Genomic DNA, 23,959 nt, shown 5'->3' on the forward strand with positions numbered 1-23,959 from the left:
CATTAACTGGGAAAGGAGGACTATTCCCGCGTCTGCGTGGCTTTGCGGTCGTCGTGCGACCCTTGTTGGCTAAGAGGAAAAGAGCGCTGACACAGGGCCAGCGCTAAGTTGACAGGGAGAGGTTAGTTCATCCAAGCACGCCAGGTGGGTTCGTTAGCAGCCAGCCATTCGGCCACTGCATCCTCGACGGACACACCTTTCTGATCGACGCGTTGGATCAGGGCGTTCTGGATATCGTTCGACAGTTCATATTTCTGGACAAAGGCAAAGGCCTTGGGCCAGGTGTCTGCGAAATCCTTGTTGACGATCTTCTCGACGCTGGCCTGCGCAAACCCGCAGGCTTCTCCACGTGTCTGGTCCTGCCCCGCCACACAATCTGCCGAGGCGCTGTCCCATTCAACGAGGTTGAGCTTGATGTCAGCGTGCACCCAATGAGGCTGCCAGAACATCATCAGCATCGGCTGCTCGGCTGCGACTGCCGATTTCAACTCTGCAATCATCGCGCCTTCGCTGCCACCAGCTACCGCCTGTAGCGGCATCTCCATCGCCGCAACCTGATCCTTAGAACGCGTGCCCCAATCCGCAGGATAGGTGATCAAACGGCCATTCGGAAACGTATCTGCGGCGGCAAATGCCTGGGCACAGTCATAGAGCGCCTGGTAGCTCGGCAAACCAGGGCATTTCTCTTCCATGTAGGGCGGATAAAACCAACCCTCGCGCGGTTGCAAACCCAGTTCGCCGACCACCTTGATGTCGCCAGCGGCCACGGCCTTCGGATAGATGTCGCCAGTGTTGTTGGTCCAGATTTCTGGATTGAAGTGCAGGCTGCCTTCGGAAATCGCCGCATATTGCGGCACTGCGCCGGCGGTCACGTATTCCACCTGATGACCCATCTCCTGCAGAACGGATCCGGCGATATGCGCCGACAAGTTTTGCCCCGTCCATTCGTTGATAGCGATTTTGATGATTGCCTCGTCCGCCATCGCTGCGGCGGCGCCAAGTACCAATGAAATGCCGGCCGTGCCGGACATGAGTGCGCGTTTCATGATCTTCCCCTGTTATGGACCTCTCGTTATTTTTTTAGACCACTGGTCGATTTTTATGTCAAATGTTTTGTGTTGTGCACGTCTAATCTGGGGATTAAGCTGTTGTTTGACTGAGGAAAAAGGTTCTCCATGGCCAAGAAATCAATCAAGGAAGTCCGGCAAGACGAGCTGTCGCAAGCAGCTTTCGAGATACTTGTCGAGTTCGGGATTCGCGGCACTACGATCGATCGCATCGCCAAACGTGCCGGTATTTCCAAAGGCGTGGTGCTGCACTACTTCAAGGACAAGGATGCCTTGTTCGAAGCGGTGATGAGACGCGCCAACACATTGCTTCGGGATGGGGTCATCGAGCTTTTGCGCCATGCAGAAACCCCAATGGAACGGCTAAGCGCCATTATCGTTGGCAATTTCTCGGACCCGGTTTTCTATCAAGAAGTCTGTCGCGCATGGATCAGCCTTTGCGCCGATGCGCCGTACAACCAGCAGAACCAACGCATTCAAACCGTGATTCACGCCCGGATGCAAAGCAACCTGCTCAGTGCACTCTCACCGATTATGGAACGCGAGCTTGCAGAAAAGATTGCCTTTCAGATCAGTACCGCGATTGACGGCGTTTGGTTGCGCGCCAGCGTGCAGCAAACGCCAATGTCGAGCCAACAGGGAATCGGCTATGTAAATGAAACGGTCCTTTTGACGCTGAGCAACACGTCGATTTCACCTGTTTCTTTCAAGCAAGCGACGGCAAAAATGGAAAACCTTGGTGGGATTATCCTGAACTCGAAGGCGTTTTCCGAAAAAGCTTTGAGCGTAAGATGAAACTAGAATGATGCTTCCAGGATCGTCACGTTTTTGACCACAGTCCGGATTGCCCTTAGCGCTTGGTAATGATCAGCTGGATGTCCCTTCCGCCGTATGAAGTGGGGCTCTTGGTCCGTTACGTGAAGCACCGCACAGGCGGGCCATGGACAGCAACTGCGACGTACCCGCCATCCTGGTATCAGCACGTCGAAACGCGCCGGCTGCAAAGAACGACAAATTGAATGAGAAGCCAGCGTGCTGCAGACTCAACGTTGGAGCACGCCGCAGCGAATTTCTGGTTTCCACCCTAGTGGCCTACGCGACTGACAGGGCACCCTCCTCTACTCCAACACGTTTCGCCAAAAGCCTCATTGCCGGAAGGGCACCCTTCACAGCGGTCATTTTTCGGCCGGGCCGCCATGAATCCCGGAGGTATAAAACACCACTAAAACGATGTTGTTGCTCAAAATGGTCACGCGAGGAAAACAGTCGAGTATCCGTTCGTGCGGTTTTCTTGAATGATTTCAATGAAACTCTCTTACGACCGTAGATCGACCGTTCTACCAAAACAGATTCAGAAAAAGAAAAATACATGATGATGAGACGCGCTGGGCAGTGACACGCAGCGAGAGGTTTGTGGAAACCCCTCGCTCTCTGAGCAAAGCAACAAGTGAGCCAGGAGGGGGGGAGAAAAAATTTATCCCCTCCCGGCGAACGATCCAAAGCGCTTCTGTTGCCTCATGAAGACTCATTTTGAGGCACCTTGAATCATGACCAAACCTCCCCTCCCCCCCACTGGCTCTGTCGATCCGCTTCTGAAGGTCGGTGAAGCCGCTGACTTGTTGTCGATCAGCGTACCGAGCTTCTGGCGCCGCGTTGCCGACGGCTCCGTGCCAAAGCCCATCAAACTCGGTTCGGCTTCGCGCTGGCCGCAATCCGAGATCCTTGATGTGATCGAAATGGCGAAGGCCAACCGCTAGGAGCATTTCGCTTCACGGCAAATGCCCCTCTACCAGCAGACCCCAATCGACACTGCAGACCAAGCAGGAGGATAACACCAATGTCGGGTCAAATGTTCTTTGCCCAGCTTCCAATCCAGACTCTTCGCAATGCGATCTGGGACCTGGACGAAACCGAAATCGCGACCTTGGTGCGTCTCCTCGTGGTAAACTGCGAGCTCCAGGGGCCCGCGGAAGGCGATATGGACCGTCTCGCGCGCCGCTGCGGGCATGGCAGACGCAGTACCAAGACCTTCGAAAAGACCATCACCACTTTGGTTAAGCTTGGCAAAGTTGTCCAAACCGAAGCTGGGTTCTTCGCAGTCTTGGCCCGGAACGCCGTCGAGCACTTCCAGGACAAATCCAAGAAAGCCAAGGAGAACGTTGCCAAGCGCAAAGATCGTCAGCCGACAAATGCCCCCCAAAGCGATGAGGAGCCGGCTGAAGTGCACCAAAGCTCTGCTGAGACTAAGCCCGCCAGCGCAGCGACCACTTTGGACAAAGATGAATGTGTTCACCCCATGGACGGTTTTGTGAAGCGTCTGAACTCTCTCGCGGTCTCATATGGTCAACCCGAGCTCGAAGCAGCGCTGATGCGCCACGAGGGAAAGGAAAAGGTGCTGGAATGGATGGAAATGGGGCTTTCCGAAGACGAGATTGCCCGCATCGTGGAGAAGGGTCTCAAAAACAAGGGAGATAACCCAATCTCCTCCTGGAACTATTTTGGCACGCAAATTCGCCGCTTTCATGCGCAGAAAGCGCGTCGTCTTTAGACCACCTAGGCGCGAGGCTGCTGGTCACTTATTTCCAACGCGCGGCAGCTTGGCTATTCGTCCAATCAACTGCGAGAATCCCGCAGTTGAGCCTCAAAAAACACTTGCGGGGAAAATTCCCCACTTTCCGAACTGCTTTTCCAAGTTCGAAAACAGGCAAGCAAAGAGAAACGCTTCGGGAAACGTAATTATTTTCAAAATGTTAAAAGCCAACCTTGGAATTGAGGCCATCTAGAAAAAAGCGCTTTCGGGTCCGTCTTACGTCTCCACAGAGAAAGTTGAAAATGGCTTAATTTGGCTGATTTTTTTGAAAAAATTCGTGAGATAGGAAAGGCGCGTTATCGGACCCTGTTTTTGGAGAAGGAAATCGCTTTTCTTGCACCTCGCTTGAGGCTCTCATTTATGGATTAATCAATTACGTGTCTCGTCCATTCGACCGTCATTTGGTCTCGTACATTTACTTGCTTTTTGAACGCCCGACGCACAGAGTTTTGGCGGATTTGCCGATGCCAAACTATTGACGATGCCGCTTTTGGATATTCGCCCATTTATTGGCGTGCCGTCGATGAGAAATCACCCAATGTGTACGAAGACCATTCGGAGCGGGTTCTTTTGCGGTCCAACGTGCAAGAGTTACGCACGCGCTTCTGCCCCTTCGCGCCTGGAGCGCCAATTTGGTTTTTCAGTGCTCCGGCCATTCCGGTGAACCACTTCGATCGGCGTAGGCCAGGTGCCTTCACTCAAGTGGGGTGAAGTACCCAGAGAAGGTACAGCTTGTTTCGACGACTGAGCTTCATTCGCGAATTCTTTGGTTCGGCTGAAAGAGATATATTGGACAGCTCTCTCAGATACACTGAAATCAATGCACTACAAAAGGTGGGCCGAAAGGTGGACCAAACCAGCCACCTCATAGCAACATGTTGTTTTATATATAAATTTTTATTGAAGTGGTGCCTCAAGAGGGACTCGAACCCCCGACCTTGTCCTTACGAAGGACCTGCTCTACCAGCTGAGCTATTGAGGCACTTGCGCGGGCGCTAATAGCACCCCGCGACGCGGTGGAAAAGCGTTATTTTTCCACGTAGCCCGGTTGCACCTCGGGGGTGTCGTCTTCCGGGGTTTGCTCTGCTTCGACAACCTCGGCGTCGATCAGATCCTCGTCGTCGGCCTCGTCGCTCTTGTCTTCCAGCGCACCCACGATCAACGGCAGCATTTCCACGCCGGTGGCGCTCATCACGTCCGAGGCCGGCGGTGCCGTCCAGGTCAGCGTGTCAAAGGCGTTGCAGTTGCCACAGACAGGTGTCCACTCGGTGTGGATATGATGACAATTGTCACACACCCACTGCGGGCCGCGCGGCGCGGTCAGCGCCTTGGCCAGCCAGCCTTTGACAACCGCGTCATCAGCCCCTTCCCCACGCTCGATTGCCGCCATGATGGTCAGCGAACGGGTGGTCGGATCGCTCTCGTAGAGATCGCCCAGCGCACGGCGCGCAGCCGGGAAATCCTTGGCGGCAATCTGCAACTCGGCCATCAGCATCATCGCCTCGGCGTGGCTTTCGTCACCCTTGATCAGGTTTCGGAATCGGATCACCCGCTTGGCCGGGGTTTCCTCGGGCTCGATCGCGGCAAAGGCGGCGGCCAGATCGGGATGCGGTTGCACCGACCAGGCCTTGCGCAACAGCTTGGTCGCGGCGCGCCCCTTGCCCTGTTCGATATAGCCCTTGGCCGCCATCACGGCCGCCGGGATCAAATCGGGCGACAGCTTGTTGGCCTCGATCGCCTTTTCGCGCATCTCAACGCTGGCGTCCTCATCCACGATATCCCGCGCCTCGGACAACGCCAGAACCGCATCGCGACGGCGGTGCACATCACGCGGTACCGAACCATAGCGCAGCTTGGCACCCAGCGTCTCACGCGCGCCTTTCCAGTCACCATCTTCGGCCTGCAACTTGAGCAGCGTATCCTGCGTTTCAACGTGGCGTGGCTTCAGGGCAAAGGCGGTCTCGGCAAGCTTCAGCGCCTTGTCGGTATTGCCCTCCACAAGCTGCTGTTTCATCAGCCCGCGCACACCCACAAAGCGGGTGCTGTCGTCGGCCAGAAGCTTCTTGTAAACCTCGGTCGCTTTGTGGCTGTCACCCGACATTTCCGCCGCCTGCGCCGTGAGCAGATTGGTCAGTTCGGGCTTCTGAAGGAAGCGTTCGGCCTTGCGGGCCTTTTCCATCGCCACGCGCCCTTCCCCCGAGGCCAGCGCCAAAAGACCGTCAGACAGCGCCTGATAGCCCTTCTTTTCGCGATTGCGATCGAAATAGCGGCTGATGGCCGTGTCATCGCCGTTCAGGAACCGCAGCACCGCCACCAAAAGCGAGGCCAGCTTGAACAGCACCCAGCAGGACGCCACCAGCGCCACCAAGGCAATCACCGCCTGAAGCGGGCCAAGCGTGTATTCCACGCCAGCCACGGTGATCATCACACCGCCTTCGCTCTCCATAAGGTATCCGGCACCATAGGTCAGACCGGCAATTGCGGCCACGAACAACAGGATTTTAATCAGGGACCAAAGCATCATGTGTCCTTCAATTCGAATTCAGGCTTTGCGCCAGGGTCTCGACAGCGTCCATCGCGGCAACACGGGCGGCGGCCTTTTCGGCCCATCCCGCCATCAGCGCCTGCGAGCTTTCGGGCAACTGGCCCAACTCCTCAAGCGCCGCTGCAACACGTCCTTCTTTCACCGCCGCTTCGGCGCGAGACAGGATCGCATCGGCATCCTCGCCTTCCTGCGGTGTGGTCGAACGTGCACCCAGCTGGGACTTCAGGAACTGGCCAAGGCGGCCTGCGCCGCTGGCCTTTTCTTCCTGCTTGCGGGCATCGGCCAGCGCCTCGCGGGCCACATCCGGGAAATCCTCGACAAGCGTGGTCAGGGTCGGCACGCCTTCGTCGGCATAATCCGTCAAAGCGGCCGGAATGGCGACACCGCTGACACTTGCCAGCTCGGTCAACGCGCCGCGATAGGCGGCCCCGGCATCCAGCGCCGCCACAACTCGCGTCAACGCAGCCTGCCCAAGGGTGGCCTGCGCGGTCTTCTCGCTATTGGCCTTGAGCGACCTGGCTTCTTCCAGCTGTGCCGCAACCATCGCCCGCAGGTCTTCAACCTCGCGCTCATAGGCTTCGACCGCTGCCGCCGAAAGGCCCTCGGTCATCGGGCGTTTCTCGGCATCCACCACGCGGCTTTCCAGCGCGACAAGGTTGTTTGCCACGGTCTCAATCCGATCCGAAAGCCCCTGCAAACGCACCGCGGCCTCATTGGCACCCGCCGCCGTCGAAAGCGCCTGGTCTGCCGTAGCACTCAGCTTATCCTGGTTGTATTGCAACGCGGCGATCAGATCATCCTGCTTGGCAACGCGCGCCGCCAGCGCCTCGACTGCGCCATCATCCTGTGCGCCGAACAAAATGCCCTGCGTGCTCAGATAGGTTGCGCCGCCAAAACCAAGGGCCGCCGCAACAACGCCGCCAAGAACCACGGGAACAAAGCCAACTTTCTTTTCCTCGATCACCGGCGCGGGCGTCTCTGCCACCGGCTCGACCTCGGGTTCAGGCTCGGCATCTTCCGCCACCTCGTCCCCGTCGATCTCATCCCCGTCTTCGTCGGCCGCGTCCTCGGCGTCATCCGACAAAGCCTCATCTGCTCCGGGTTCATCCAGAACAACCGCGTCTTCCACGGCCTCTTCTACACTTTCTTCCGCAGCGTCCGTTTCTTCCGAGACCTCCGCATCCACGGTCTCTTGCGGTGCCTTGGCACCCTCTTCGGTCTGAGCCTCGGTCGGCTTGTCGGTTTCGTCTGACTTGGCCACGCGCCTTTACCCTTTCGAATCCGGTTTCGTTCTGCAAATGCCTGTCTGAGCTTAGGCCCTGCCGGTTCCACTCTCAATGCGGCACGCTGCGTCTGCAAAGTGTTTTATCGCCGCAACCATCGACACCGCATCCGGTGTCCTGGCAATCTCCATTCCCTGCGCCCGCAAGCCCGCCGCCTCTGCGGCCACGGCGTCACTGATGGCAACCACCTGTAACGGTGCCGTGTAGGGCCCCTGTGAAACAACATGCTGGGCGCTTCGCGGTGAAAAAAGGGGAAGAACAACGGGGTTTTCCCGCATCAACAGGCGCTTTGCCTCATCTGTCAGCGCCCGCACCTCCTGCGCATAGGCCACCACATCCCGCGTCTCGATCCCCGCCGCGCTCAGGCGCTCCGCCAGATTTCCACGCGCGTGTTCACCGCGAACATGCAGCAGCGGCCCCCGTGGCGCATCGGCCAAAATCCGCTGGTACAGCGCCTCTACATCGCCCCCTGCCGACACCGCCTGCCATCCGGCCTCTTTCGCAGCCGCAGCAGTGGAATCACCCACGCACCAGCAAGGCAAATCCCGCCCCGCCACCGCGGCCACCCCGTTCTTCGACGTGAAAACCACCCCGGCAAGGTCCGAAGGCAGGGTCACATCCCGGCGCACGATCTCAAGCACGGGGGACATCACCACCTTCAGGTCAATACCCGCCTGCCTCAGCATCTCGACAAAGGCTTCGGACGCCGCCATCGGCCGGGTCATCAGAAGGGTGAGATCAGAAGTCATTGCAACGGCCAGCATTGTTCAGGGCACCTTTCGGTGTTACCTGCCTGTGAACACCCGCGCAACGGCATTGGTCATGAACAACGAGACAATCATCCTTGGTCTGGAAAGCAGCTGCGACGATACCGCGGCCGCCATCATCCGCGCCGATGCAGACGGCAGCCCGGAAATCCTCGCCTCCATCGTCCACGGCCAGACCGAGCTGCACGCCGATTTCGGCGGCGTCGTCCCCGAAATCGCCGCCCGCGCCCATGCCGAGAAACTCGACATCTGTGTCGAAGAGGCCCTCGCCGCCTCGGGTCTTGCCCTCAGGGACGTCACCGCCATCGCCGTCACCGCTGGCCCCGGCCTCATCGGCGGTGTGCTTTCCGGTGTCATGTGCGCCAAGGGCCTTGCCGCCGGTCTTGGTCTGCCGCTGGTTGGCGTGAACCACCTTGCCGGCCACGCCCTGACCCCACGCCTGACCGATCAGGTGGCCTTTCCCTACCTGATGCTTCTGGTCTCCGGCGGGCACTGCCAGTTCCTGATCGCCCGCGGTCCCGAGGATTTCTCGCGCCTTGGCGGCACCATTGATGACGCCCCGGGCGAGGCCTTTGACAAGACCGCCCGCCTGCTGGGCCTGCCGCAACCCGGTGGTCCCTCGGTCCAGAAAGCCGCCGAACAGGGCGATCCCAAAAAGTTCCGTTTCCCGCGTCCCCTGCTGGACAGACCCGGATGTGACATGTCCTTCTCCGGCCTGAAAACCGCCCTGCTGCGCGCCCGCGATGCCGTGATTGCCGAAAAGGGCGGCCTCACGGAACAGGACCGCGCCGATCTCTGCGCAGGGTTCCAGGCCGCCGTTGTCGATGTTCTGGCCGAGAAAACCCACCGCGCCCTTGTGGAATACCTTGCCGAAAACCCTGCCCAGCCGCTCCTCGCCGTGGCCGGTGGCGTTGCTGCAAATACCGCCATTCGGGCAAGGTTAGAGATGCTTTGCGCCGAACACGGCGTCACCTTCACCGCGCCACCCCTCGCACTTTGCACCGACAATGCCGCGATGATCGCCTACGCGGGGCTTGAACGTCTGCGTCAGGGGTTGTCAGATGACATGACACTGGTGGCCCGCCCGCGCTGGCCGCTCGACAAGAAAGCACCCGCCCTTCTGGGCAGCGGCAAGAAAGGGGCCAAGGCATGAGCATCAGCGTGATCGGCGCAGGCGCGTTCGGAACCGCCCTTGCCATTTCGCTTGCCCGTACCGGCACCCCCGTCACCCTTTGGGCACGCGACAGGGATCACGTCGCGGAAATGGCCGCCGCGCGGGAAAACACCCGCCGCCTGCCGGATGCCGCCTTTCCGGATACGCTGCACGTCACCCACGACATCAACGCGGCGCTGGCTGACACCATCCTGCTCGCCGTTCCGATGCAGAAACTGCGCGGCTTCCTGCGCGAAAACCCCGCCCTGAACCACCACACGCTCGTGGCGTGCTGCAAGGGCGTGGAACTGGACACCGAACTTGGCCCCGTCGCGGTGATCCGCGATTGCGCCGCCGATGCAACGCCCGCCATCCTGACCGGCCCAAGCTTCGCCGCCGACATCGCACGCGGCCTGCCGACCGCCCTCACCCTCGCGGTCGAAGACGATTCCGTTGGCCAACAGCTGCAACAGGCGCTGACCACACCCAACCTGCGCATTTACCGCACCACCGACACCACCGGTGCCGAACTTGGCGGCGCGCTCAAGAACGTAATCGCCATCGCCTGCGGTGCCGCGATGGGGGCAAACCTTGGCGAAAGTGCCCGCGCTGCCCTGATGACCCGTGGTTACGCCGAGATGCAGCGCATGGCCCGCGCGCTTGGGGCCCGCCCCGATACGCTGGCCGGTCTCTCGGGCTTTGGCGACCTCACGCTCACCTGCACCTCGGTCCAGTCCCGAAACTACCGGTTCGGCCTGTCGCTTGGCCGCAACGAAGCCTTCGACCCGAATGTCACCGTCGAAGGCGCCGCCACCGCGCGCGCCGTCACCGCGCGCGCTGCCCATCTTGAGATCGACATGCCGATCACTCAGGCCGTCACCGCCCTGATTGACGGAAAACTTGCCATTACACAGGCGATGGAGCTTCTGCTCTCGCGCCCGCCCAAGGAGGAACACCCATGAAAATCGCCCTGATCGCCAAGGACAAACCCGGCGCGCTCGAGATCCGCAAGGCCAACCGTGACGCCCACGTCGCCTATCTCAAATCCACCGATGCCGTTGAAATGGCGGGCCCGTTCCTGAATGAGAACGGCGAGATGTGCGGCTCGCTGATCGTCCTGAACATGTCGCTGGAAGAGGCGCAGGACTGGGCCGCCAACGATCCCTACAAACAGGCCGATCTCTTTGCCTCGGTCGAACTGATCCCGTGGAACAAGGTGATCGGCTGATGCGCTACTGGCTGTTCAAATCCGAACCCAACACCTGGAGCTGGGATCAGCAGGTTGCCAACGGGGACGCCGGCGAAGAATGGGACGGCGTGCGCAACTATCAGGCCCGCAATTTCATGCGCGAAATGCAGATCGGCGACCGCGGTTTCTTTTATCATTCCCTGAAAGAGAAATCCGTGGTCGGCATTGTCGAGGTCATCGCCGAGGCGCATCAGGACTCCAAGACCGACGATCCGCGCTGGGAATGCGTGGACATCAAGGCGGTGGAACCGGTGCCCAATCCCGTCTCGCTTGACATGATCAAGGCCGATCCGCGCCTCACCGAAATGGTGCTGGTCAAAAACTCCCGCCTCTCGGTGCAACCCGTATCCGAAGCCGAATGGCAGATCATCTGCGACATGGGCGGCCTGTAGGCAAATCCCTGATCCTCCGCCATACTGTGCCTGAACATGCGCAGCAGGAGACGATCATGGAATTCATTTCGGTTATCGCGGCGGCCATCGCCTCTTATGTCTTTGGGGCCGTCTGGTACATGGCCCTTGGCCGCCCGTGGATGCAGGCCGCCGGTATCACCCCCGACGAAAACGGCCGCCCGCCCAATTCAGGCGCCCTGCCCTATATCGTGGCCTTTGTCTGCGCGATCTTCGTCGCCGGCATGATGCGCCACGTCTTTGCCCTTGGCGGTATCGCCTCGCCCGGCGCAGGCCTGATCGGCGGGCTTGGCATCGGCCTGTTCCTGGCCACGCCATGGATCGCAACCAACTACAGCTTTGCCGGCCGTCCTCGCGCGCTGATCCTGATCGACGGCGGTTACGCCACCATCGGCTGCACCCTGATGGGGCTGGTTCTTACGCTGCTCTGAAACTGTGAACGGGGGTCCGTCCGACGGCACCGGCCAGATCCCCCGTTCCCCCACGTGCTCCCTACTCACCACACGTGAACCGATATTCAGGGTCTGGCCATCCTGGCGCGACTTGTCCCTTGATACCGCATTCCCCACCCTCGCGGCAAACACCAAGTATCTAGAAACATTCCCAAATAAGTAACGCCCGCTTAACCAAAGCGGGCGCTGCTTCAAGAAACCGGATCGCCGGTTCAGCCGTAGATGGCTTCCTTGCCGAAATGCTTGGTCAGCATGTAGTAGACCACCGCACGATACTTGTTGCGCTCCGAACGGCCATAGGTCTCGATCACCGAATTGATCGCATCCATCAGCTCCGGACCATCCGCAAGGCCCAGCTTCTTCACAAGGAAGTTGTTCTTGACGGTCTCAAGCTCGCTTTCCTGCGTTGCCGCAACGGTCGAGGCATCGTCATTGTAGATCGCCGGACCGCAACCGATGGTCACCTTGGTCAGCAGATCCATGTCCGGCTCCATGCCGCACTTGTTCTTCAGGTCGTCCGCATATTTCGCGATAAGATCGTCGCGTTTGCCCATTTCAAATTCTCCCTTGTGGCGGGTGCCCCCGCAAAAAGTTCCCGAACCCCGTGGTTCGCAAGCAGGTTAGACATTCCACCCCAACCCACAAAGGGAAAAATCCCGCCGGTTTCCCCCATGCCCAAGGTGACCTAGGGTCAATAAAACAAGGGGCAACCACCCCTCCCCTGCATCATCACAACCCTCTTACTTGATTTGCAACAGGCCCTGCGGCAGGATTTCGGAAATTTCTCTGATCAGGATATTGCCATGTATTACCGACACTACGCGACCATTCCCGAACCCAGCCTGAAACTCATCTTCGATCAATTCGTGGCCACGGATTCGATACTGACCCCCATCAACGATACCCTCCTGTTTATCGACCTGCCTACCGGCCCAAGCCTGGAACTCTACTTCAATAACGATCTCACGCTTGACGGTGACGGCAACCCGACCGGCGGAAGCATCTACTACGGCAAGTTCTGGCACCCGACATTCTCGACATGGGCCTGCGAGTTCGGCCACGCCGCCGAAACCTACAGCGACATCACAACCCTGATCGCAGCCAGCGAAAACTTCCGCAATGCCACCACCGACGCAGAGCGGCACACCGCCTTTTCCGACTTTGCCAACGAATGGGTTCAAGGCGATCCGGTGAGAGAGCTTGGCTCAACAGGCGATGACGCTGCAATGGGCTGGCTCACCGACGACGAAGGGCGTCTGGGCCAAGGCAATGACACCTGGTGGCTGACACCCGGCGATGATTTCGTGCACGGCGGACAGGGGAATGACTGGCTTGTCATGCCAACCCCATGGGTCGGGCCGTCCTGTGACATGGACGTCGACATGACCGCCGGAACAGCCACGTCGATTGACGAATCCTGCGGCTACGACACAACCTTCCGCGGCTTTGAAAATGTCGAAACCGGAGACGGAAACGACCGCGTTCAGGGCGATTCAAACGCAAATGCCATCAACCTCGGGTCCGGCGCAGATTCCGCAAGCGGCGGCGACGGGTTCGATACGCTCTCCGGCGGGCAGGGCAACGATACCCTGAACGGCGGCAACGGCTTTGACTCCCTCGACGGCGGCAAGGGCCGGGATCGCGCCAGCGGCGGTAAGGGCAATGACAAGATCAAGGGTCAGGGCGGCAACGACAGACTGAATGGCGATGGCGGCCAGGACACCATCGAAGGTGGCAACGGCAACGATACCGTCAACGGCGGTGGCGGCAATGACCTCCTGTTTGGCGGCGCGGGCTCTGATGTCGTCAAGGGCGGACTGGGAAGCGACCGTCTGTTCGGTGGAGACGGCAACGACATCCTGTTTGGCGGCAGCGGCGATGATTTCATCTGGTCCGGCAACGGTCTTGATACGATGACCGGAGGAGCAGGTAAGGACACCTTCACATTCTCGAAGTCCACACTGGACGACCCCAAGGTGATCACCGACTACGAGGCAAACGAAGAAATCCAAATTCACACCAGCAACATCGGCGGACAACTCGACATTCGCACCAATGCCAACGGCGATTACATTCTCGTCGACGACGTTCCCGGCGAATTCGACATTGTTCTCGTGACGCTTGAAAACACTTCGCACCTTTCGGAAAGCGACATAACGGCCAACATCCTGCTGCCTGGCAGTTGATCGCACAAAAAAACGGGGCCGTGTTGGCCCCGTTTTATATCTCGTCCAATATCCGACTGGAAATCAGTAGCGGTAGTGTTCCGGCTTGAACGGGCCGTCGACCGACACCCCGATATAGTCTGCCTGTTCCTTGCTCAGCTGCGACAGCTTCACACCGATACGCTCGAGGTGCAGGCTGGCAACCTTCTCGTCCAGGTGCTTGGGCAGGATGTAGACGTCGTTGTTATACTCTTCGCCACGGGTCCACAGCTCGATCTGCGCCAAAACCTGGTTGGTGAAAGAGGCCGACATCACGAACGACGGGTGGCCGGTTGCGTTACCAAGGTTCAAGAGACGACCTTCCGACAGCAGGATGATACGGTTGCCCGACGGCATCTCGATCATGTCCACCTGTTCCTTGATGTTGGTCCACTTGTGGTTCTTCAGGCTGGCAACCTGGATCTCGTTGTCGAAGTGGCCGATGTTGCCGACAATCGCCATGTCCTTCATCTCGCGCATATGCTCGATGCGGATCACGTCCTTGTTGCCGGTGGTGGTGATAAAGATGTCAGCGTCTGAAACCGCGTCTTCCAGCGGCAGAACCTCGAAACCATCCATCGCCGCCTGAAGCGCGCAGATCGGGTCAATCTCGGTCACTTTCACACGGGCGCCTGCACCGCGCAGCGAGGCAGCCGAGCCTTTGCCAACGTCACCGTAACCACAGACCACGGCAACCTTGCCGGCCATCATGGTGTCGGTGGCGCGGCGGATACCGTCCACGAGGCTCTCTTTACAGCCGTATTTGTTGTCGAACTTCGACTTGGTGACACTGTCGTTCACGTTGATCGCCGGGAATGGCAGCTGGCCGTCACGCACCAGTTGATACAGGCGGTTCACACCGGTGGTGGTCTCTTCCGACACGCCCTTGATCTGGCCACGCATCTTGGTGAACCAGCCCGGGCTTGCTTCCATGCGCTTCTTGATCTGAGCGTGGATCACCTCTTCCTCTTCCGAGGACGGAACGCCAAGATCTTCACCCGCTTCGGCGCGCGCGCCCAGCAGGATGTAGAGGGTCGCGTCGCCACCATCATCCAGGATCATGTTCGGGCCTTCGTCGAACAGGAAGGATTTGTCGAGGTAATCCCAGTGCTCCTCAAGGGTCTGGCCCTTGATCGCGAAGACCGGTACGCCCGCCTTGGCAATCGCCGCCGCAGCGTGGTCCTGGGTCGAGAAGATGTTGCACGACGCCCAGCGCACATCCGCGCCCAGCGCAACCAGCGTTTCAATCAGAACCGCGGTCTGGATGGTCATGTGCAGCGAGCCCACGATGCGCGAACCGGCCAGCGGCTGGCTCTCACCATATTCTTCGCGCAGCGCCATCAGGCCCGGCATCTCGGTTTCGGCAATGTCCAGCTCTTTGCGGCCGAACTCGGCCAGGTTGATGTCCTTAACGATATAGTCGGTCGCCATTGCGCCGTGCTCCTCTGAGGCAAGTCATTTGCCGCCCCAGATAGCACCGCAATGGCGTTTCGACAATGGCACCCCGTAAACCAAGGTATTTCACAGTTCTGAGGCCCCGAATAAGGGATCAGCTGTTCACACCCTCCGGCTCTTTGACAAGCTCCTGCTGGAACCAATCTGTACCTGCGGCAACCACACAAGAGATCCCCTGCGGGTTGGTGACAATGACAGTGAAGGTGCCGGTATCTGTCGAGGTCCACACCTCGATGAGCGACGAACTCGCGCGGCTTCCCTGAAGCCCGCCCGCGGTCAACTTTTCGCTAAACTGGCTTTCCAGCCGCTCCACAACCACATCGCGCAGCGCACAGTTGGCGGCAAACGCGGGCGGCGCAGTCGCGGCCATTCCAAACAAGAGAGTTGCAGTAAACAGACGTTTGAACATGTTTCTCTCCCTTGCATAACACTTGGTCCGCAAGGAGCGCCGGAGGTTCGCCGACCTCCCTGCCCTATCAATATGGGGTCGGCTGGGAACCAATCCCACACACATCGGTTCACGAAACCGTCGTGCCGACGGTGATCGCCCACCTGTTCCCAAACCCGACAATTCCTGATTGAATGCGGTGACCCTGATTGAATTCCTCCAATGCACAGCCAAACACCTTTGCCCGAAAACAAATTCGCCCTGGTCTACTGTGTCGACGAAACCATGCTGCCGATGGCGCTGTTTTCGGCCCAGGACGCCCTGAACAATTCCAGAAACCGTGCGTTCGATATCGTGATCTGTAGCCTGGATCCCCTTGAGCTTCCCGAAAGCCTCACCTCCCTCGATATCCGTTTCGAACACCTCCCCCTGCGCGACACGATCGAAGGCCTCAACCTGCCCCTTGGTGGATGGCTTCCGGTGACAACCTACATGCGCCTCTGGCTGTGCCAGCACTTCGCCGACCGATACGAACGCCTGCTCTATCTGGATGCCGACACCACCGTGCCGGGAGAGAGGATTTCGTCTCTATTTCACCTTGATTTGCACCAAAACCCCGTCGCCGCCACCCGCGACGTGCTGCAATGGCGACGCCCTGACAGGGGCATTCACGACTTTGACGTCCGCAATATGCACGGCCACGCCTACCTGAACGCGGGCGTCACCCTGTTTGACGTCCCTCGCTTCAATCACCTGAAGTGTCTGGAAAGAATGCTGGCCTTTGTCGCCCAAGACCGAAACATCTTGCACCACGACCAATCCCTGCTCAACCTGGTGCTCCTGGATGAACGCGCCGAACTGGGCCCCGACTGGAATTGGCAGTGGACCCGTGATTTGCCGTATTTTTCAGAAAAGACTCAGCCGCAGATCATACACTTCTGCGGCTATCCGAAACCATGGGTGCCCGAAGGTGCGCGCTATTATCCCGCCGAACTGCAAACCCGCTATGCCACGTTTTTCGCCACGCATTTCCCGCATCTTGCCTTCACGCCGCTCACGGGGCGCGAGGCCCGGTTGCCGCTTTGGAAACGGGCGCTGGTCGTGCTCGACCATCTTCGCCACCTGCCCGCCTATCGCCGCCTGCGCCGCCGGTTTCCCGACGAAACCGTTGTCCGCTGACCCGATGACCGCGTCAGGTCAGCTTGCCGTGCCGGGCACGATCTTGCTGTCCCCCGGAAGCGCCCGGAACCAGTCGGTCCCCGCCGCCACGACACAGGAAATGCCATGCGGGTTTGTCACGATAACGGTGAAGGTGCCGGTTTCATCCGACGCCCAGACCTCGATCACGGAGGTGGCCGCCTGGTTGCCCTGAAGGCCACCTGCTGCCAGTGCTTCGGAGTATTTTGATTTCAACCGCTCGACCACGGTGTCGCGCATCGCACAGTTTCCGGCCAACGCCGGTGGGGCTGCAACGGCCATCCCGAACAGGACGCACGCTGCGATTGCTCGCCTGAACATGCCAGTCTCCATTTCTGCTCGTTTACAGGGGAGGCGGGCACGCGGGAGGAAGGAACGTGCCCCCCAAGCCCTGGAATGCGGGATCGCGCCACCGTGGCGAATACTCCGCGTTGGCAGCACGCGGTCCCGACATGAAATCATGATGCGCCTGAAATGTGGCATTTTTGGGGCAGCCCCATTTGGGCCGCCATTCCCCCTACAAAAACGTGATTTCGGCACCATGCACGGTGAATGCTATTTTCGCACCCAGTACGAGTTGCCCCGGGTATTGTTTATGAAATCACCCCCACCACCCGTCCCACGATCCAAGGCGCTGGTCTATTGCGTCGACAGCGCCAGCCTGTCGACTGCGCTTTTCTCGGCTTTCACAGCGGCAACCACGGTAGACAGGCGCGACTTCGATATCCTGATCTGCTCGCTATCCCCTCTTCCCGTCCCCCGACAGCTCTCCGAACTCGGCATCGAGAACCTGGTGCTTGACCTGCGCGCAACATTGCAAGCGGCGAACTTGCCAACCAAATGGCTCCCGATCGAGGCCTACTTGCGCCTCTGGCTACCCGAAGCCCTTAGCCATCGCTACACGCATCTCCTCTATCTCGACGCCGACACCCTTCCGAACTGTCGCAATCTCTCGCATCTGTTCGAGATGCACATGGGCGATCATCCAGTCGCCGCCGCCCTCGACAAGACCCAGCTGTTTGCGCTGGATACCCCGGTTCTCGACTTCGAAAAGCGCGGCATAGACTGCGTGAAATATCTCAATTCCGGCGTCCTCCTGATCGACGTCGACTGCTGGAACACCAAAAACATGCTGTCGCGCATTCTGTCGGAAATGGATCGGAACCCGGATTTCATGTTCCATGATCAATCGCTGCTGAATCTGGTCCTGTGTGGTGAATTTGCCGAACTCAGCCCGCATTGGAACTGGCAGATCGTTCATTCCTTCCCGCGCGCCACCCGCTTCTATGATCCCGGCGTGCTGCATTACACCGGCCTGTGCAAACCCTGGCACGCAGGGCAAACAGCCACCTGGTACAGCGACGCAACAATTGCGGCCTTCCAGACGTTTTTCGCCGAACACGCCCCATCGGACCACTTTCCCAAACCGGAAACAGGATGGCTGCGCCACCCCTGGCCCAAGCGGCTCGACCGCGAGATCGACCAGATACTGACCTATCCCAAGATCCGGCGCTTCATGGCGCGCTATCCTGATCCGTGGAAAGCCCATCATCCCCTGTTGCCTCAGGGGTCCACCCTGGGCTACCCAGAGGCATAAATGGAACGAACAGGAAACAGACATGGCCCGCGCCTGGCAACGTATGCTCTCCGGTCGCCGGCTCGACCTGCTTGACCCGACACCGGTCGACATCGAGATCGAAGACATCGCCCACGGCCTCGCTTTCGTGGCGCGCTGGAATGGCCAGACCAAGGGCGATTTCGCCTATTCCGTGGCCGAACACTCCCTGCTTGTCGAAGAGATCTTTGGCCGCATGAACCCCAAGGCACCGGCCAAATGGCGCCTTGCGGCCCTTCTGCACGATGCGCCGGAATACGTGATTGGCGACATGATCTCGCCGGTCAAGGCCGCCGTCGGTCCGGGCTACGAAGATCTCGACAAACGGCTGACTGCCGCGATCCACATCCGCTTTGGCCTGCCCGCCGCCACGCCGGTCCAGATCAAGCGCCAGATCAAGAAGGCCGACACCCTCAGTGCATGGATGGAGGCCACCGAAATTGCCGGCTTCACGCAGGCCGAGGCCAACAAGATCTTTGGCAAACCGGATCATGGCCTGATCGACGGCCTGCACATCCGGCTCCGCCCCCCTGTTGACGTGCGCAACGACTATACCGCGCGGCACAACGCCTTGCTGGCGCAAATCTGATGCACTCACCCGTCTCTGTCCGCCCCGGCAGCACGCCTGACCTGCGCCAGACCGCAGAGCTCTTGAACGAGATCATCACGATCGGCGGCACCACCGCGATCACCACACCACTGACCCGCGACCAATTGGGAGAATGGCTTCAGGCCAACACCCCGCGCTCCGCATGGCACGTGGCGATCGACGACAACGGAGAACTCCTCGGCTTTCAATGGATCGGCCCCTGGCCCGACCTTCCCGACACCGCCTGTGACATCGCCACTTTCGTAAAGTCCGGCCGCACCGGCCACGGCATCGGCTCGAAACTGTTCGAAGCCACCCGGCAAGCCGCGCTCGAACTTGGCTATGACTGGATCAACGCCAATATCCGCGCCGACAACGAAGGCGGCCTGACCTATTATCAAAGTCGCGGTTTCCGCATCTGGAACAAGCTCGAGAATGTCACCCTGTCCAACGGAAAACGCGTCGACAAGGTGCTGACAAGATACGATCTGAAAGACTGAAATGGCGGCCAGAAACGCCTAACAGGGCGAACGCCCGATTAACCCCATGAAAACAGGGTTAACGCCCGTCGCACCGACGCAATACAGCTGTAATACCGACGCAATACCGACGTTGGATTTTAAGGATTCCGGAAAACCTTACCGCGGCGAACGCTTGGCCAGAATGCGCTGCAGCGTCCGGCGGTGCATGTTCAGGCGACGCGCGGTTTCACTCACGTTGCGATCACACTGTTCATAGACCCGCTGGATATGTTCCCACCGCACACGATCCGCCGACATGGGGTTTTCGGGCGGCGGCGGAAGCTCGCCTTCCGGTGCCAGAAGCGCGTTCATCACGTCCTGCGCATCCGCAGGCTTGGCAAGGTAATCCGCAGCCCCGATCTTGACCGCCGCAACCGCCGTCGCAATCGCGCCATAGCCCGTCAGGACAATCACCCGACAGTCCTCGCGCTTGTCACGAAGCACCTCGACAACCTCAAGGCCATTGCCGTCCTCAAGACGCAGGTCAACCACAGCATATGCGGGGGTGCGTGCGGTCGCGATGGCCTTGCCCGCCGCAACCGACTGGGCTGTCTCAACCTCAAAGCCACGTTTTTCCATGGCTTTTGCCAATCGGCGCAGGAACGGCTCATCATCGTCCACAAGCAGAAGTGACTTGTCGGGGCCAATGTCCTGCAGGCTGTTTTCCACCATCCGTCCCTATTCCTCCAACCAATTTCCACAAGTATTAACTTGCGAATACGTGGGGGTCAAACGGTGTGGAAACATTACATCTTTTCGACAAAGCAGCCGATGCGATCTGCCATCTGTTCCGGCGTCACATCTCGTTTGAAATAGTCGACAAACCCGTGCTCTGGCAGCACGAGATAGCTGAAGGTCGAGTGATCGACGAGATAGTACTCCGGATCGTCACTCTCCTGCTTCTTGTAGTAGGTACGATAGGCCTGGCTCGCGGCCTTCACCTGCGCGGCCGATCCGGTCAGACCCACCATGCGCGGATGCATGTAGTCGGTGAATTCCGCCATCACTTCCGGCGTGTCGCGCTCCGGGTCAATCGAAATGAAAACAGGCTTCACCGACTGCCCACGCTCTTCCAGAATCTCGACGGCCTCGACGTTGCGGGTGTTGTCCAGCGGGCAAACATCAGGGCAGAAGGTATAGCCGAAATAGAGCAGAGAGGGCTCGGTGATGACGTCCTTGTCCGTCACCGTCTCGCCCGTCTCGCTCACAAGTTCGAACGGACCACCAATCGCCCCAGCAACCGCGCCTTCACGACATTGGGCGAATTGATCCTCATCGTTGGACCCTTGGGAAAAGTAGAACGTCCCCCCAAGACCTGCCACCACGACGACTCCTGCGAGAATTGCGAGATTACGGACCATGATGACCCCCGGTACCTTGATTGGTTGAATGATGCTCAAGCGACACCTAACAATTGATCCGGCAGGAACAAGTGACAAAGGCACACAGATGACGGATTTTTCCGCAGAATTGATCTCCGGCAGTGGCCGCAGCAACTGGATTCGTCTGCGCACAATCATCATGGTGCGCTGGATTGCCGTCTGCGGTCAGTTGATTGCCCTGATCATCGCCCAGCGCATGTTCGCCCTCGAACTTGAGTATGGCCTTTGTTTTCTGGCGATTGGCATCTCTGTTATCGGCAACCTGATCGCGATGTTCGTTTTCCCGGAGAACAAGCTGCTCTCCGAGACCGAGAACTCGTTCATGATCCTGTTCGATCTGTTGCAGTTGTGTTTCCTGCTGTTTCTGACGGGCGGCCTGCACAATCCGTTCTCCATTCTCGTGCTTGGCCCGATCACTATTTCCGCATCGGTTCTGTCAGTCCGATCCACGATTATCATGGCCACAATCGCCATTGTTCTCGTGACCCTGATGCTCTGGTTCCACATGCCCCTGCGCACAGAACAGCGCTTCATTCTCCGAATGCCCGATGTCTTTGTCTACGGCAGCTGGGTCGCCATCGTGATCGCCATCCTCTTTTCCGCTGTCTACTCAAGGCGCGTTGTTACCGAAATGGCCTCGATGTCCCAGGCCCTCGCCGCAACCCAGATGGCCCTCGCCCGTGAACAGAAACTGACTGACCTCGGTGGCGTGGTTGCCGCGGCCGCGCATGAACTTGGCACCCCGCTTGCCACCATCAAACTCACCAGTTCCGAATTGATGGACGAGCTGGATGAAATCGAGGACAAGCCGCATCTCTACGAAGATGCCGAACTCATCCGCGATCAGGCGAACAGATGCCGCGAAATCCTTCATTCCATGGGCCGCGCCGGCAAAGATGATCTACACGTGCGCCAGGCTCCGCTGACTACGGTGATCGAAGACGCCGCCGAACCGCATATGGAAAGCGGAATCGACATTCACTTCGAGCGGGCAAAATCCCAGAACCCCGACGACCAACCCCCCAGCATTCTGCGACGTCCGGAAATCATTCACGGCCTGCGCAACCTGATTCAAAACGCGGTTCAGTTTGCCCGGGCGAATGTCTGGGTGGAATCGTCCTGGACGGATGAAACGATCACCCTGCGTATCATGGACGACGGCAAGGGATATCCTTCGCACCTCATCGGCCGGATCGGCGATCCTTTCGTCCGCAAGCGCCGAAGCGACCGGGAAAGAAAACAGCGCCCCGGTTACGAGGGCATGGGGCTTGGTCTTTTCATCGCCAAAACCCTGCTGGAACGCAGCGGGGCCGAGCTTAGCTTTGCCAATGGGTCCGACGGCTATCTCCCCTCACGCGACACCGCCAGCCCAACCGGCGCCATCGTCGAGGTCATCTGGCCACGCGAACTCATCGATGCAGAGGCGTCCCGCACAACATCGGCCCTCGGCGAAAATCCGAAAATCACTGCATAAAATCTGCGTTTAAGCCCTCGTTAACCAATTTGCGCCCAACATTGCCCAGACTTTGTGGGTGGGGCGCAATGACCGAAGTACTGGGTTCTCAATGGCTCATCGCAATTCCGCTTGGATTTGCCTTGGCGATGCTGGCTTTCGCACTGATCAACTTTGCGACACGGGCTGGCTCACCCAGATTTCCTGTGCCCGATCCCGCCCGCCCACAAGGAATGCTCCTGTTCCAATCCGGGGCAATGGTTGACGCGAATCCAGCCGGCCTCGCTTGGTTGAAGAATGAAACCCCGCAAGGAATCGATTGGGCTTCGGCTGCTTCCATCCTGCAAGAACGCTTTCCAAATTTTCCAACCGAACAAGGCACTCGAGACTGCCGATCAACAGAGTGTTTTGCCGCACTGAACCCACAGGACCCAACTTTTGCCATTCTGGATCAATGGGATGATCTCGCCCGCATTCGCATTCAGACACGCACATACGCAAACCAGAACTCAGCTCCCGGTTTCGCCGAAGTCGCAATGACAAATACGCCCTATCCTATCTGGCAGACCGACGCTTCGGGCAAACTGCTCTGGGCAAATGCAGCATACCTCGCTTTGGCCAAAACGGTTCTGCCTGCCGAAAAAATGTCACCCCTTCCCAGATTGTTCGAAACACCGGTGCAATCCGACACCCCACGCCGAACGGCCGTCAGGAACCCGAACGAGGATGTTGTCCTTTGGTTCGACGTGACCAGCGTAGAAGCCGAAGGGTCGTTTATCCACTATGCGTCGGATGCGAATACGATCGTGAACGCGGAAATCGCGCAACGGAAGTTTGTTCAAACTCTCACCAAAACCTTTGCGCAACTCTCCATTGGCCTGGCGATATTCGATCGAAATCGCCAGCTTTCCCTCTTCAATCCGGCGCTCATTGATCTCACGTCGCTCCCCGCAGACTTTCTTTCGTCTAGGCCCAACATGCAGGCATTCTTTGATCGTCTTCGCGAAAACCGAATGATGCCGGAGCCAAAGAACTATTCCTCGTGGCGCGAAAGGATCGCCGAACTCGTGGTGGCGGCAGCCGATGATCGCTACAGCGAAACATGGTCACTGCCCAGCGGACTGACCTACAAGGTCAATGGCCGGCCTCACCCTGACGGGGCCATTGCTTTGCTCTTCGAGGATATCAGTGCAGAAATTTCGCTAACACGGCGGTTTCGGGCTGACATTGAACTTGGGCAATCAATCATTGACGCATTGCCCAACGCGATTGCGGTCATGTCGCCCAACGGAACTATCAGCAATAGCAACCGGGCCTATCGCACCCTGTGGTCTACGGACCCGGACACCACGCTGGCGAACTATACGATTGGGGATGCCTTGTCCCAATGGAGGCGAGCCAGCGCCGAGACAGATTTCTGGACAAAGGTGCAGGATCACATCGAAACGCTCGACCCGGACAAACCTTTCTTTGGCAGATTTGAAATGAAGTCCGGCCAGTCCTTCAGCTTTCAACTTTCCCCGCTAAGCGCGGGCTTCAAAGTCATCTCTTTTTCACCGCTGGACTCCGGGGAAACAGACGTCACGAGATCAAAAACCCGAACAGTCTGAAACCAAGCTGCTTGCGGGCGTCGTGCCCC

The 23,959-nt window shown here is 58.8% G+C and carries 25 protein-coding genes and 1 tRNA gene; 15 read left to right on the top strand and 11 right to left on the bottom strand.

Going from position 1 to position 23,959, the window contains the following annotated elements:
- Positions 1 to 122: 122 nt before the first annotated feature.
- Positions 123 to 1,046 (bottom strand): ABC transporter substrate-binding protein, encoded by a 924-nt coding sequence (locus ABWV42_RS16240; RefSeq protein WP_353341104.1) that lies wholly within the window; start codon positions 1,044 to 1,046, stop codon positions 123 to 125.
- Between the two features lie 129 nt (positions 1,047 to 1,175).
- Here ABWV42_RS16240 and betI point away from each other — a divergent pair, with 129 nt between their 5' ends.
- From betI to ABWV42_RS16255, 3 genes are all read left to right on the top strand, one after another.
- The gene (betI, locus tag ABWV42_RS16245; protein ID WP_353341105.1) at positions 1,176 to 1,862 is read left to right on the top strand and encodes a transcriptional regulator BetI; all 687 of its coding nucleotides are present in this window, start codon (positions 1,176 to 1,178) and stop codon (positions 1,860 to 1,862) included.
- Between the two features lie 752 nt (positions 1,863 to 2,614).
- The gene (locus ABWV42_RS16250; protein WP_353341106.1) at positions 2,615 to 2,824 is read left to right on the top strand and encodes a helix-turn-helix transcriptional regulator; all 210 of its coding nucleotides are present in this window, start codon (positions 2,615 to 2,617) and stop codon (positions 2,822 to 2,824) included.
- 80 nt (positions 2,825 to 2,904) lie between these two features.
- Positions 2,905 to 3,615: a hypothetical protein gene (locus ABWV42_RS16255; protein WP_353341107.1), complete on the top strand. Its 711-nt coding sequence runs from the start codon at positions 2,905 to 2,907 to the stop codon at positions 3,613 to 3,615.
- A 948-nt stretch (positions 3,616 to 4,563) separates the two neighbouring features.
- On the opposite strand, the gene ABWV42_RS16260 is transcribed toward ABWV42_RS16255, so the two are convergent.
- The 4 genes from ABWV42_RS16260 to ABWV42_RS16275 form a co-directional block, all read right to left on the bottom strand.
- Positions 4,564 to 4,639, bottom strand: a tRNA-Thr gene (locus tag ABWV42_RS16260).
- A 45-nt stretch (positions 4,640 to 4,684) separates the two neighbouring features.
- Positions 4,685 to 6,178, bottom strand: coding sequence for a heme biosynthesis protein HemY (locus ABWV42_RS16265; RefSeq protein WP_353341404.1), 1,494 nt, complete (start codon positions 6,176 to 6,178; stop codon positions 4,685 to 4,687).
- A gap of 10 nt (positions 6,179 to 6,188) precedes the next feature.
- Entirely contained in the window at positions 6,189 to 7,463 is a 1,275-nt protein-coding gene (locus tag ABWV42_RS16270; RefSeq protein WP_353341108.1) for a COG4223 family protein, read from the bottom strand.
- A 51-nt stretch (positions 7,464 to 7,514) separates the two neighbouring features.
- Complete coding sequence (locus ABWV42_RS16275; protein ID WP_353341109.1) at positions 7,515 to 8,234, bottom strand: uroporphyrinogen-III synthase; 720 nt, start codon at positions 8,232 to 8,234, stop codon at positions 7,515 to 7,517.
- 73 nt (positions 8,235 to 8,307) lie between these two features.
- Here ABWV42_RS16275 and tsaD point away from each other — a divergent pair, with 73 nt between their 5' ends.
- From tsaD to ABWV42_RS16300, 5 genes are read left to right on the top strand one after another with little or no spacing between them, the layout of a single operon-like run.
- Complete coding sequence (gene tsaD / locus ABWV42_RS16280; protein WP_353341110.1) at positions 8,308 to 9,405, top strand: tRNA (adenosine(37)-N6)-threonylcarbamoyltransferase complex transferase subunit TsaD; 1,098 nt, start codon at positions 8,308 to 8,310, stop codon at positions 9,403 to 9,405.
- A complete protein-coding gene (locus ABWV42_RS16285) occupies positions 9,402 to 10,367 on the top strand; it encodes an NAD(P)H-dependent glycerol-3-phosphate dehydrogenase (RefSeq protein WP_353341111.1) in 966 nt (321 codons plus the stop codon). Before tsaD ends, ABWV42_RS16285 begins: the two co-directional genes overlap by 4 nt.
- A complete protein-coding gene (locus ABWV42_RS16290) occupies positions 10,364 to 10,633 on the top strand; it encodes a YciI family protein (protein ID WP_255107228.1) in 270 nt (89 codons plus the stop codon). Before ABWV42_RS16285 ends, ABWV42_RS16290 begins: the two co-directional genes overlap by 4 nt.
- Positions 10,633 to 11,046: an EVE domain-containing protein gene (locus tag ABWV42_RS16295; protein ID WP_353341112.1), complete on the top strand. Its 414-nt coding sequence runs from the start codon at positions 10,633 to 10,635 to the stop codon at positions 11,044 to 11,046. Before ABWV42_RS16290 ends, ABWV42_RS16295 begins: the two co-directional genes overlap by 1 nt.
- A 56-nt stretch (positions 11,047 to 11,102) precedes the next feature.
- Positions 11,103 to 11,495, top strand: a complete 393-nt coding sequence (locus ABWV42_RS16300; protein WP_353341113.1) for a DUF1761 domain-containing protein — start codon at positions 11,103 to 11,105, stop codon at positions 11,493 to 11,495.
- 233 nt (positions 11,496 to 11,728) lie between these two features.
- Here ABWV42_RS16300 and ABWV42_RS16305 read toward each other — a convergent pair whose 3' ends face one another.
- Positions 11,729 to 12,070: a DUF2853 family protein gene (locus ABWV42_RS16305; RefSeq protein ID WP_255107225.1), complete on the bottom strand. Its 342-nt coding sequence runs from the start codon at positions 12,068 to 12,070 to the stop codon at positions 11,729 to 11,731.
- Positions 12,071 to 12,319: 249 nt separating this feature from the next.
- Here ABWV42_RS16305 and ABWV42_RS16310 point away from each other — a divergent pair, with 249 nt between their 5' ends.
- Positions 12,320 to 13,702 carry a calcium-binding protein gene (locus tag ABWV42_RS16310; RefSeq protein ID WP_353341114.1) on the top strand — a complete coding sequence of 461 codons (1,383 nt, stop codon included), beginning with the start codon at positions 12,320 to 12,322 and terminating at the stop codon, positions 13,700 to 13,702.
- Between the two features lie 63 nt (positions 13,703 to 13,765).
- Here ABWV42_RS16310 and ahcY read toward each other — a convergent pair whose 3' ends face one another.
- The gene (ahcY, locus tag ABWV42_RS16315; RefSeq protein WP_353341115.1) at positions 13,766 to 15,151 is read right to left on the bottom strand and encodes an adenosylhomocysteinase; all 1,386 of its coding nucleotides are present in this window, start codon (positions 15,149 to 15,151) and stop codon (positions 13,766 to 13,768) included.
- A gap of 118 nt (positions 15,152 to 15,269) precedes the next feature.
- Positions 15,270 to 15,584 carry a hypothetical protein gene (locus tag ABWV42_RS16320; protein ID WP_353341116.1) on the bottom strand — a complete coding sequence of 105 codons (315 nt, stop codon included), beginning with the start codon at positions 15,582 to 15,584 and terminating at the stop codon, positions 15,270 to 15,272.
- Positions 15,585 to 15,785: 201 nt separating this feature from the next.
- Here ABWV42_RS16320 and ABWV42_RS16325 point away from each other — a divergent pair, with 201 nt between their 5' ends.
- Positions 15,786 to 16,742, top strand: a complete 957-nt coding sequence (locus ABWV42_RS16325) for a glycosyltransferase family 8 protein (protein WP_353341117.1) — start codon at positions 15,786 to 15,788, stop codon at positions 16,740 to 16,742.
- Between the two features lie 18 nt (positions 16,743 to 16,760).
- On the opposite strand, the gene ABWV42_RS16330 is transcribed toward ABWV42_RS16325, so the two are convergent.
- Positions 16,761 to 17,081 carry a hypothetical protein gene (locus tag ABWV42_RS16330; RefSeq protein WP_353341118.1) on the bottom strand — a complete coding sequence of 107 codons (321 nt, stop codon included), beginning with the start codon at positions 17,079 to 17,081 and terminating at the stop codon, positions 16,761 to 16,763.
- A 139-nt stretch (positions 17,082 to 17,220) separates the two neighbouring features.
- Here ABWV42_RS16330 and ABWV42_RS16335 point away from each other — a divergent pair, with 139 nt between their 5' ends.
- Genes ABWV42_RS16335 through ABWV42_RS16345 form a run of 3 tightly spaced genes read left to right on the top strand, consistent with a single transcriptional unit; the run spans position 17,221 to position 19,464 of the window.
- A complete protein-coding gene (locus ABWV42_RS16335; RefSeq protein WP_353341119.1) occupies positions 17,221 to 18,357 on the top strand; it encodes a glycosyltransferase family 8 protein in 1,137 nt (378 codons plus the stop codon).
- A 22-nt stretch (positions 18,358 to 18,379) separates the two neighbouring features.
- Positions 18,380 to 18,964 carry an HD domain-containing protein gene (locus ABWV42_RS16340; protein WP_255107218.1) on the top strand — a complete coding sequence of 195 codons (585 nt, stop codon included), beginning with the start codon at positions 18,380 to 18,382 and terminating at the stop codon, positions 18,962 to 18,964.
- The gene (locus ABWV42_RS16345) at positions 18,964 to 19,464 is read left to right on the top strand and encodes a GNAT family N-acetyltransferase (protein ID WP_353341120.1); all 501 of its coding nucleotides are present in this window, start codon (positions 18,964 to 18,966) and stop codon (positions 19,462 to 19,464) included. Before ABWV42_RS16340 ends, ABWV42_RS16345 begins: the two co-directional genes overlap by 1 nt.
- A gap of 138 nt (positions 19,465 to 19,602) precedes the next feature.
- On the opposite strand, the gene ABWV42_RS16350 is transcribed toward ABWV42_RS16345, so the two are convergent.
- Both ABWV42_RS16350 and ABWV42_RS16355 read right to left on the bottom strand, forming a co-directional pair.
- On the bottom strand, positions 19,603 to 20,157 hold the full coding sequence (locus ABWV42_RS16350; RefSeq protein ID WP_255107216.1) for an ActR/PrrA/RegA family redox response regulator transcription factor: 555 nt from the start codon (positions 20,155 to 20,157) through the stop codon (positions 19,603 to 19,605).
- Positions 20,158 to 20,231: 74 nt separating this feature from the next.
- On the bottom strand, positions 20,232 to 20,846 hold the full coding sequence (locus ABWV42_RS16355; protein ID WP_353341121.1) for an SCO family protein: 615 nt from the start codon (positions 20,844 to 20,846) through the stop codon (positions 20,232 to 20,234).
- An 88-nt stretch (positions 20,847 to 20,934) separates the two neighbouring features.
- Here ABWV42_RS16355 and regB point away from each other — a divergent pair, with 88 nt between their 5' ends.
- Together regB and ABWV42_RS16365 are read left to right on the top strand one after the other, a co-directional pair.
- Positions 20,935 to 22,341, top strand: coding sequence for a sensor histidine kinase RegB (gene regB / locus ABWV42_RS16360; RefSeq protein WP_353341122.1), 1,407 nt, complete (start codon positions 20,935 to 20,937; stop codon positions 22,339 to 22,341).
- Positions 22,342 to 22,409: 68 nt separating this feature from the next.
- Positions 22,410 to 23,930 (top strand): PAS-domain containing protein, encoded by a 1,521-nt coding sequence (locus tag ABWV42_RS16365; protein WP_353341123.1) that lies wholly within the window; start codon positions 22,410 to 22,412, stop codon positions 23,928 to 23,930.
- The last annotated feature ends 29 nt before the right edge of the window (positions 23,931 to 23,959 follow it).

It is taken from the genome of Pelagimonas sp. KU-00592-HH (assembly GCF_040369695.1).
GTDB lineage: Bacteria > Pseudomonadota > Alphaproteobacteria > Rhodobacterales > Rhodobacteraceae > Shimia.